We start from the raw sequence: 9,945 nt of genomic DNA on the forward strand, positions 1-9,945 counted from the left end.
ACCGACATGACGAATGACCCAAACCAGCAGCAAAATGCGCGCGTCGAGGCCGAAGCCGAAAGCCGCGGTGGACTTAGCCAAGCCGAACTGGACGCGCTGGTCGCATCTTCGGACACGGGTGGTCGCGGTTCGACTGGTTCTGTTGGGACTTTCTTAACATGTGTGGCGCTGTCTTGGTCGCTGTTTCAGCTTTGGATCGCTTCGCCTATTCCTTTTATTGTTGGCTGGGGTGTCTTCAACGATACTGAAAGCCGGTCAATCCATTTGGCCTTTGCCCTTTTCCTCGCCTACGCAGCCTTTCCTTCGGCGAGGACGAAATTCCAAGTCGGACTTGGGATCACCGTTCCCCTTTTTCTCGCGTTCCTGTTTATGACAGGGGCCAAAGACGGCACAGCGACGTGGTGGATACCCATCATCGCATTGGCCATTGTGGCCGCAGTTATCCTAGGGTCCCCCAAAGACCGCGTACCGGTTTGGGAATGGGCGATGGCCGTTATTGGGGCGCTCGCAGCACTCTATCTGTTCGTCTATTACCGTGATATTTCCAGCCGCGTTGGCGCGCCAATCATGCAAGACTTCGTGGTTGCTGTGATTGGTCTCATGCTGCTCTTAGAGGCGACCCGTCGCGCCTTGGGGCCTGCGCTGATGATCGTGGCCACGGTTTTCCTTGTCTACACTGTGCTTGGGCCAAATATGCCCAGCATTATCGCTCATAAAGGCAACAGCCTTTCAGAGATCGTGAACCACCAGTGGATAACCACCGAGGGCGTGTTCGGGATCGCGCTGGGGGTTTCGACGAGTTTTGTGTTCTTGTTCGTTTTGTTTGGATCGCTTTTGGATCGTGCAGGCGCGGGGAACTATTTCATTCAAGTCGCCTTTAGCTTGATGGGGCATATGAAGGGCGGCCCTGCAAAAGCAGCGGTTGTCTCGTCTGCGATGACGGGTTTGATCTCTGGGTCTTCGATTGCCAACGTTGTCACCACGGGCACATTCACCATTCCGCTGATGAAGAAGGTTGGTTTTTCCTCGGAAAAAGCGGGCGCGGTTGAAGTTGCGTCCTCGGTGAACGGTCAGATTATGCCGCCCGTTATGGGGGCTGCGGCCTTCTTGATGGTGGAATACGTCGGTATCCCGTATTTTGATGTGGTCAAGCACGCCTTTCTTCCGGCGGTTATTTCCTACATTGCCCTTGTTTATATTGTGCATCTTGAGGCGCTCAAAGCGGGCATGGAAGGCCTGCCACGGGCCTATACGCCAAAACCCATCGTGCAACGCCTGATTGGTATTGCTTTTACTATTGCCGTGATCTGCGCCATTTCCTTTGCGGTTTATTACGGCATGGGGTGGATACGTCCTGCCTTCCCCGAGACCGCTGCCTATATCATCTTTGCATTCATTACATCGATCTATGTTGGTCTGCTCTATGTGTCCTCCAAGGAAGAGCCGCTGGAATTGGATGATCCAAACGCGCCCGTCACCGCCTTGCCGTTGCCGGGTCCGACTATCCGGTCGGGTTTGCACTTTATTCTGCCGGTTGTTGTGCTGGTTTGGGCGCTTATGGTTGATCGCCTTTCACCTGGTTTGTCGGCGTTTTGGGCGACAACCTACATGGTATTCATCCTTTTAACGCAGCGGCCACTCACTGCAATGATGCGCAAACAAAGTGGTCTTGGAGCCGCAGTGAAAGAAGGATTTTTCGACCTCATCGACGGTCTGGAAACCGGCGCGCGCAACATGATCGGCATCGGTATCGCTACGGCGACGGCGGGTATCATTGTGGGCGCTGTTAGCCAGACGGGCGTTGGCTCGGCCTTGGCGGATGTGGTTGAGGTGCTTTCGGGCGGCAATATCCTTGCGATCTTGTTCCTAACCGCAATCCTGTCGCTCATCCTTGGTATGGGCCTGCCAACGACGGCCAACTATATCGTGGTTTCGGCTTTGTTGGCCCCTGTCATCGTAACGCTGGGCCAGCAAAATGGGCTGATTGTGCCTCTGATCGCGGTCCACCTTTTTGTGTTCTACTTTGGCATCATGGCCGACGTAACGCCGCCGGTGGGGCTTGCCAGCTTTGCCGCCGCCGCCGTTTCTGGTGGTGATCCGATCAAGACGGGTGTGATTGCGTTCTTCTATAGCCTGCGGACGGCCGCTTTGCCCTTCCTGTTCATCTTCAACACGGAACTGCTGCTGATTGATGTGACGTGGAGCCAAGGTGTCTTTGTCTTTATCGTGGCTACCTTTGCTATGCTGCTGTTTGCGGCCGCGACACAGGGTTGGTTCTTGGCCAAGAACCGCTTCTATGAAACTGCCGCCTTGTTGCTCATCGCGTTCACGCTGTTTCGCCCCGGGTTCTGGATGGACATGGTCGCTCCCCCCTATGTTGACGAGCAACCGTCCGAGATTGCTACTGCAGCCATGAACACGCCGATCGGTGATGATTTGCGCCTGCGTGTTGCTGGTGTGAACGACCTTGGGGATCCGATCGAATTTGTTGCCGTGTTGACCATTCAAGACGGGGCAACGGGTGAAGAACGGTTGGAAAATGCGGGACTTGTGTTCCGCAACGAAGGCGACACGCTTATGATTGACGATGTGACGTATGGCAGCGCGGCTGCCACGGCAGGTCTAGATTGGGATCAGACAGTTTTACAGGTGCTGCGCCCCGTGGGGCAGCCCTCTAAATACCTGATGTTCTTACCAGCCTTACTGCTTTTGGGCTTGGTTGTCTTCTTGCAACGCCGCCGCACTGGGCACCCGATCCGCAAACAAGCCACCGCTTAAAGGAAACAGACCATGTTTAAAAACGTATTGCTTACACTTGATCTGAATACCAAGGCGTCTTGGGAAAAGGCACTGCCTCAAGCGCTGGAACTGGTGACGGCTTCAAAAGGCACTTTGCATGTCATGTCGGTGGTTCCGGATTTGGGCACGCCGATGGTTGAAAGCTTCTTTCCCTCCGACTTTGAATCCAAGGCGATCGCTGCGGCAAGTGCAGCGCTGGACGGGCTTGTGAAGGCGAATATCCCTCAGGGCGTGTCGGTCAAACAGCATCTCGCTTTTGGCAATATCCACCATAAAGTGTTGGAGGCGATCGAGGAAACACAGTGCGATCTGGTCGTTATGGCGTCGCACAAGCCAGATAGCGTGCGGGAATTCCTAATTGGGTCAAATGCTGACAGAGTTGTGCGCAGATCACCAATTTCAGTCTTGGTAGTAAGAGCATAAATACATGCCAATCGCAGAGGCTTTAATAGCTCATCCTGGGCTGCTCTATCTGCAAGGAGTACTATCCCTATGACCCCTTTCGCTATTGCTGGCATTCAAATGCACGTCAATGCCCTTCACTCCAATGTCGATGCTATGATGCATCGTCTGGATTTGTTGATGATCCGTTTCCCTTGGACACAGATGGTTCTTTTCAGTGAACTTGCGCCTTTTGGCCCGTTGGAAAAATTCAAACTGCCGCAAGAAAACGCTGTTATTGACCGGTTTTGTGAGGCGGCCCGTCGGTACAAAATATGGTTGATCCCGGGGTCGATGTTCCTAACTCACCCCGAAAACAGTGGGGTTTATAACACTTCGCTAGTGATTGACCCCAATGGGATTGTCGTACGGCGCTATGCCAAAATGTTCCCGTTTTTACCCTACGAGGCAGGCGTCACGCCCGGAACGGAATTTTGCGTTTTCGACGTGCCTGATGTGGGTCGGTTTGGTTTGTCGATCTGTTACGACATGTGGTTTCCGGAAACGACGCGGCAACTGACCAGCCAAGGCGTTGAGGTGCTGTTGCACCCAGTGTTAACGGGCACAACAGACAGGGACGCTGAACTGTCGATCGCGCGGGCGACCGCAGCTCAATTCCAGTGCTATGTCATTGATGTGAATGGTTTGGGCGCGGGCGGTATCGGTAAATCCTGCGTTGTTGATCCTACGTCTCAGGTGCTGCACCAATCCGGCGGCCAAGAAGATATGTTCCCAATCGAGGTGGATATGTCGATGGTGCGCCGCCAGCGCGAAACCGGCTTCAAAGGCCTGGGTCAAGTGCTGAAAAGTTTTCGCGATCGTTCGGTGGATTTCTCGGTCTATGACCGGACCAGCGGAACCGATAACTTTTTGAAAGCGCTTGGGCCGCTGGAAGTGCCACTCCAAGGCTCTCGTTCGGGCTTGTATGTGGATGAGCCCGCAATTCTCGACGTGGAACCGGAGTTGGCTATGCCCACACCGGAATATGTCGAACCGGCCATTACTGACAAAAAAATAATCGGCTGATCTGCGAGGTCCCTTGGCAGGAGGCCGGCGGACCCTTCTTCGCACATCGAATTACAACTGGGAGAACGATCGATGAATTCCGTCAGCGACTATTATTCGGCGACGCAACTGCGCACAGATAACTGGAGTGCGCTCAGGGAGATAACAGGGTCCTTCGCCAGAAATATGCCGAACAAAATCTCGGCCAAAGACACCGCGAAAACACAGGAATTATTCGAGTCCCTCGCATTGATCGAGCCATACTGGGCCTTTCCAGGCATGGCGGCCTTTATTCATCTTCGTCGTTTGTTCGAACACAATAGCTATGAAGAATTGGCCTTTGCAGTTCACCGTGTGACGCGGGCTCTGACAACGGGCGCTTATCGACGTCGCTCCATTCCCTTGGAACGCGACAGTATCGACAAGGAAGAGTACGACGACGAGTCTCTCCTGTCACCCGAAGCGCGCGCCATGACCAAACCCTATTTTGAGGTGTTGATCGTTGATAACGTCAGCGACCAACAGGAGCGCTGGCTGAAAAACAATGTCACGCGCATGCGTCGTCCAGAAGACCCATTCACCTATGAAGCTGTCGTTGTTCCTAGTTTAGAAGACGCCCTCATTGCAGTCCTGTTTAATCATAACATTCAGGCCATCGTAGTGCGTCCCGGCCTTGTTTTAAAGTCAAAGCTCGACAATGAAATTCTCCATAGTTTCCTGAGCCGAGCAGGGGGAAGCGACGCAATTGACGCGATGCTGCCGGAAAACTATGGCCCAGAACTGTGCCGTCTCATTGAACGGGTGCGGCCAGAATTGGATGCCTATCTGGTCACCGACCGGTCGGTTGAAGATATCGCAGGGCTTGAACTGGGTATCTGTCGCCGTGTTTTCTACAACCAAGAAGACTTTATGGAGCTGCACTTGAATATCCTTCGGGGTGTTGAAGCACGCAACAAAACGCCGTTCTTTACGGCCCTTGTGAACTACTCCAAACAACCGACAGGCGTGTTCCATGCGATGCCGATCAGTCGGGGGAAATCGATTACGCGCAGCCACTGGATTCAGGATATGGGGGCGTTCTATGGCCCCAATATTTTCTTGGCCGAAACCTCTGCGACATCTGGCGGGCTTGATAGCTTGCTGGAACCTCATGGTCCGATCAAAGAAGCTCAAGAGCTGGCAAGCCGCGCGTTTGGGTCAAAACAGACGTTTTTTGCCACAAACGGAACCTCAACCTGTAACAAAATTGTCGTACAGGCGTTGGTGCGCCCAGGTGACATCGTTCTGGTCGATCGGGATTGCCATAAATCGCACCATTACGGCATGGTCCTTGCGGGGGCTGAGGTGGTCTATCTAGATAGCTACCCTCTGAACGAATATTCCATGTATGGTGCTGTGCCGCTGCGTGAAATCAAACATCAATTGCTAGCGCTAAAAGCCGCCGGCAAGCTTGATCGCGTTCGCATGCTTTTGCTGACCAACTGTACCTTTGACGGACTGGTCTATAATGTTGAGCGGGTCATGGAGGAATGTCTGGCGATCAAGCCTGATCTTGTCTTCCTTTGGGATGAAGCATGGTTTGCTTTCGCGAGATTCAGCCCGACATACCGCCAACGTACGGGCATGCGCACCGCGAATAATTTGCGCAAGCGCCTAAAGACGGACGAACATAGGGAAGCCTATGAGGCTCAGCAAAAGATCCTTGGCGATGCCACTGATGAAGAGCTGTTGGACGCACGACTTATTGCGCCGCCCACTGCGCGCATCCGTGTTTATGCCACCCAGTCGACCCACAAAACACTGACGTCGCTGCGACAGGGTTCCATGATCCACGTGAGCGATCAGGACTTTAAGGGCGAGGTCGAGCAGAGCTTCCACGAAGCCTATATGACCCACACTTCCACCTCACCCAACTACCAGATCATCGCTTCGCTTGATGTGGGACGTCGTCAGGTTGAGTTGGAAGGCTTTGAATTTGTGCAACGCCAGATAGAGGCCGCTATGTCTATGCGGCGCGCGATCAGCACGCATCCGCGTTTGCAGAAATACTTCAAGGTTCTGACGGCGGGCGACATGATCCCCGAGCACCATCGCCAGAGTGGAGTGGTTAGCTATTTTGACAATGAGCAAGGCTGGACCGACATGTGGGACTGCTGGCAGCAGGACGATTTTGTTCTGGATGCCACCCGCGTGACCTTGGCCGTTGGCGGCACAGGGTGGGATGGGGACACGTTCAAGAACGATGTTCTTATGGATAAATACGGCATCCAAATCAACAAAACTTCCCGCAATACTGTGTTGTTCATGACCAATATCGGCACAACGCGGTCTTCTGTTGCCTATCTGATCGAAGTGCTGGTTGAGATCGCCAACGAACTTGATGACTTGCTGGATGATGCGTCGAAAATGGAACGGTTGTCGTTCGATCGGCGTGTTAAAAATCTGACGGAAAACTATCCGCCATTGCCCGATTTCAGCCGGTTCCACGATTCTTTCCGTCCTGACAATGTGACGCCAGAGGGGGATATTCGTACGGCATATTACCTCAGCTACGATGAAAAAAATTGTGACTATCTGGAACTGGAGGGCTCCCTGAATGATGCGCTTCAGGCAGGGAAAGAGGTTGTCTCCGCCAGTTTCATCATTCCCTATCCCCCAGGGTTTCCAATCCTTGTGCCGGGGCAGGTCATCAGCAAGGAAATCCTCGCGTTTATGCTGGCGCTCGATGTCAATGAAATACACGGGTATCGCGCCGATCTCGGTCTGCGCGTCTTCACACCCGAGGCCTTGGCCGCCTTGCCCCAAGCCAAAAAAATCAAGAAATAACCGAATTAATGAAGGGACGACACTATGCCTACTGTGCTTAAGAATATCTCAGAAATTCGACGCTTCTTTCACCGTAACGAAGACCCAATCTACTTTATTTCGGCGACGAATTTCAATCTGCTCGGCCTCGACGAATGGGTAAAAAACTTCAAGTATATCTGCTATATCGACTGTTATGGCGGCAAGCATCCCAATGTGTTTTGCCCTTCTGAGCAGCCACACGCGGAATTCCAATCCATTGAGGATATCAACAACTATCTGCTCCAGCACAAAGAGGTCATCGACTTTATCAAGCGGCGCGGTGGCAAGCCCAAGTTTGTGTTCCTGATGTTTGACGAGGAAACCGAGCGGTTGTCAAAAGAGTTGGGGGCGGACGTCTGGTTCCCCAAGGCAAAACTGCGCACGGCGATGGACAACAAGATCGAAACCGTCCGCATTGGCAACAAGGCGGGGGTTCCGTCCGTTCCGAATATCCTGTCCGAGGTCACCAGCTACGAACAGTTACGGGAGGTTTGTGAAAAAGGCGGGATCGGGCACGATCTGGTGCTGCAATCCGCCTTTGGCGACAGCGGCCACACCACGTTCTTTATCAAGACCGAGGCCGATTTCCGCCGTCATGAACATGAAATCATCGGTGAAGGTGAAATCAAAATCATGAAGCGGATTGATTGCCGTGGATCGGCGATCGAGGCCTGCGCGACCAAGGAAGGGACGATTGTTGGCCCGTTGATGACGGAACTTGTCGGCTTTGGTGAATTGACGCCGTATCGTGGTGGTTGGTGTGGCAACGAAATCCTGTCCACAGCTTTCCCACCAAAAGTCCGCCAGAAAGCGCGCGAGTTGACGTTCAAATTCGGCGAACAGTTGCGTAAAGAAGGCTATCGCGGCTACTTCGAGCTTGATTTCTTGATCGACAAAAAGACGGGCGATATCTGGCTGGGAGAATTGAACCCACGCATCACGGGGGCGTCTTCGATGACCAACCATGCGGCGTTTGCACATGCCGACGCGCCCTTGTTCCTGTTCCACTTACTCGAGTTCTCCAAAAAGAAATTCGATCTGGACACAACGGAACTCAATGATCGTTGGGCCAATCCCAACATGATTGATAGCTGGTCTCAGATGGTGATTAAGCACACGGATGATAGTGTTGATATCTGTACGGCAAGTCCGGAAACTGGTATTTACAAAATGCTGGAAGATGGGAGTGTCGTTTATGATCGGTTCGACTATCACAGGCGGGCAGTTGAAAGCGAAAACGAAGCGTTTTTCCTGCGAATTCTACAACCGGGCGATTATCGCTATGAAGGCGCGGACATTGGCATCCTTGTGACTCGAGGACGCTCAATGACGAAAAGCTTTCAGTTGAATGAGCGCGCGAAAAAGTGGATTCACGGCATCAAAAAATCCGTTGAGGGAACGCCGCTCCCAGTTGCGAGTGCTGGACCTGTGTTGGCGGAGCCCGCATTCAAGATCATGTAAGGAACAGCCATGATTTGGCGTGCTATTAGTGAAGATTTGCCCGGCCCTAAATGGGCCGGGCTTTTCGCCGAATATTGGCCCAGCTATAAACGCTGGTGGCTGAAGGAAGGCGACTCTGCGCGGGCGACTTATTTAGAAAGTCGGCGTGCCCTGAAGGAATACATGCCAGAGCTTATACCGCTCTACGATGATTTGTGTGATCTGGCAGGCGGTGGCGATCAGGCCGCACGCTTCTTAAGTTTCTACTGTCCCCCTCCGTATTTGTCGGGATGCAGTCAAGCGATCTGGCCAGGAGAAGAGCCTGTGCTGGTGCGCAACTACGACTATGATCCCAACGCTTTTGATAGCCTGGTTCTGCGTACAGGTTGGCAGGGGCGGCAGGTGATCGGTACGTCAGACGGATTGTGGGGGCTGGTTGACGGGATGAACGATGCCGGTCTTGCCATTTCGTTGACGTTTGGCGGTCGCCGTGTGGTTGGCAACGGCTTCGGCGTACCGCTGATCCTGCGCTATGTCCTGCAAACCTGCACCACGGCGGAGGAGGCTGGAGCGGTGTTGTCCCGCGTTCCGACCCATATGAGTTATAATGTTACGGTTTTGGATGCCAAACGCCACTATTTGACGGCCATGATGGCCCCTGATCGGCCTGCAATAATCACACATGCCGCCGTTGCGACGAACCATCAGCAGAATGTTGAATGGGTCAGCCACGCGCGGTTTACGGCGACGGTTGAGAGGGAACGTTACTTACTGCAACGTCTCACCTTGCACCGCGACCCCGAAGAAAAATTCGTCGGCGCTTTTTTGCGACCCCCCCTTTATTCTACCGCATTTGATGCAGGTTTTGGCACAATCTACACGGCGGTCTATCGACCTCGATTGGGTGAAATGCAAATTCGTTGGCCGGGTACGACGTGGGCACAGAGCTTTGACCATTTTCAAGAGGGCGGACGCCAAGTACAAATTCCCGGCGCCGCATAGGGGAAAACGGCGGAGTCAGAGGAAACTGACCTGAGCGTTTTTGGTGGAACCAGTTTGGCCCATTGTTTGCTTCAGAAATCCGCCGACGGCACGGACCACAACTAAGTGCTTTTTCCAATTGGCAGTGGCACCTGAATGATCTTTTTGTATGGGTAATCGGCGCGCGGCCCTATCTTTGGCGCGCCGTTGATTACGAGGCTGAGATTTTAGAAAGCTACGTCAGCGCCGCTCTTAGAGAATAACGCCCGCTTGGCGTGGTAAATCACAGTCCTTGCCGAGACGAGTTCGAATTTGTCTGATGGTGTGGACGGCTCCACCCGAACGGCATCGCAATGTGTCATGCTGGTGCTGTTACGACCCAACAGAGAGAAGGAGCCATCCACAATGGATATTACAACACTCGGAATTTAT

General features: G+C 53.2%; 6 protein-coding genes and 1 pseudogene. All 7 read left to right on the plus strand.

What is annotated here, in order from left to right; translation table 11 throughout:
• Window positions 1-6: 6 nt before the first annotated feature.
• On the plus strand, window positions 7-2,778 hold the full coding sequence (locus AB9F26_RS18285) for a TRAP transporter permease (RefSeq protein WP_335586562.1): 2,772 nt from the start codon (window positions 7-9) through the stop codon (window positions 2,776-2,778).
• Between the two features lie 12 nt (window positions 2,779-2,790).
• A complete protein-coding gene (locus tag AB9F26_RS18290; RefSeq protein WP_369756390.1) occupies window positions 2,791-3,222 on the plus strand; it encodes a universal stress protein in 432 nt (143 codons plus the stop codon).
• 69 nt (window positions 3,223-3,291) lie between these two features.
• Complete coding sequence (locus AB9F26_RS18295) at window positions 3,292-4,266, plus strand: carbon-nitrogen hydrolase family protein (RefSeq protein WP_082802238.1); 975 nt, start codon at window positions 3,292-3,294, stop codon at window positions 4,264-4,266.
• Between the two features lie 72 nt (window positions 4,267-4,338).
• Window positions 4,339-7,071, plus strand: a complete 2,733-nt coding sequence (locus AB9F26_RS18300; RefSeq protein ID WP_335586563.1) for an aminotransferase class I/II-fold pyridoxal phosphate-dependent enzyme — start codon at window positions 4,339-4,341, stop codon at window positions 7,069-7,071.
• Window positions 7,072-7,095: 24 nt separating this feature from the next.
• A complete protein-coding gene (locus tag AB9F26_RS18305) occupies window positions 7,096-8,553 on the plus strand; it encodes a biotin carboxylase (protein WP_335586564.1) in 1,458 nt (485 codons plus the stop codon).
• A gap of 9 nt (window positions 8,554-8,562) precedes the next feature.
• Window positions 8,563-9,534: a C45 family autoproteolytic acyltransferase/hydolase gene (locus AB9F26_RS18310; protein WP_369768669.1), complete on the plus strand. Its 972-nt coding sequence runs from the start codon at window positions 8,563-8,565 to the stop codon at window positions 9,532-9,534.
• A 35-nt stretch (window positions 9,535-9,569) separates the two neighbouring features.
• Window positions 9,570-9,758 (plus strand): annotated as a pseudogene (locus AB9F26_RS18315) (DDE-type integrase/transposase/recombinase); the annotation flags it as partial.
• Between the last annotated feature and the right edge of the window lie 187 nt (window positions 9,759-9,945).

This window comes from Falsihalocynthiibacter sp. BN13B15 (assembly GCF_041205415.1).
Lineage (GTDB): Bacteria > Pseudomonadota > Alphaproteobacteria > Rhodobacterales > Rhodobacteraceae > Falsihalocynthiibacter > Falsihalocynthiibacter arcticus.

What these genes read in the sequence shown, in the direction of transcription:
- AB9F26_RS18305 (WP_335586564.1), top strand. Translation starts at nt 7,096, where the DNA reads ATGCCTACTGTGCTTAAGAATATCTCAGAAATTCGACGCTTCTTTCAC.
- AB9F26_RS18285 (WP_335586562.1), top strand. Translation starts at nt 7, where the DNA reads ATGACGAATGACCCAAACCAGCAGCAAAATGCGCGCGTCGAGGCCGAA.
- AB9F26_RS18310 (WP_369768669.1), top strand. Translation starts at nt 8,563, where the DNA reads ATGATTTGGCGTGCTATTAGTGAAGATTTGCCCGGCCCTAAATGGGCC.
- AB9F26_RS18295 (WP_082802238.1), top strand. Translation starts at nt 3,292, where the DNA reads ATGACCCCTTTCGCTATTGCTGGCATTCAAATGCACGTCAATGCCCTT.
- AB9F26_RS18290 (WP_369756390.1), top strand. Translation starts at nt 2,791, where the DNA reads ATGTTTAAAAACGTATTGCTTACACTTGATCTGAATACCAAGGCGTCT.
- AB9F26_RS18300 (WP_335586563.1), top strand. Translation starts at nt 4,339, where the DNA reads ATGAATTCCGTCAGCGACTATTATTCGGCGACGCAACTGCGCACAGAT.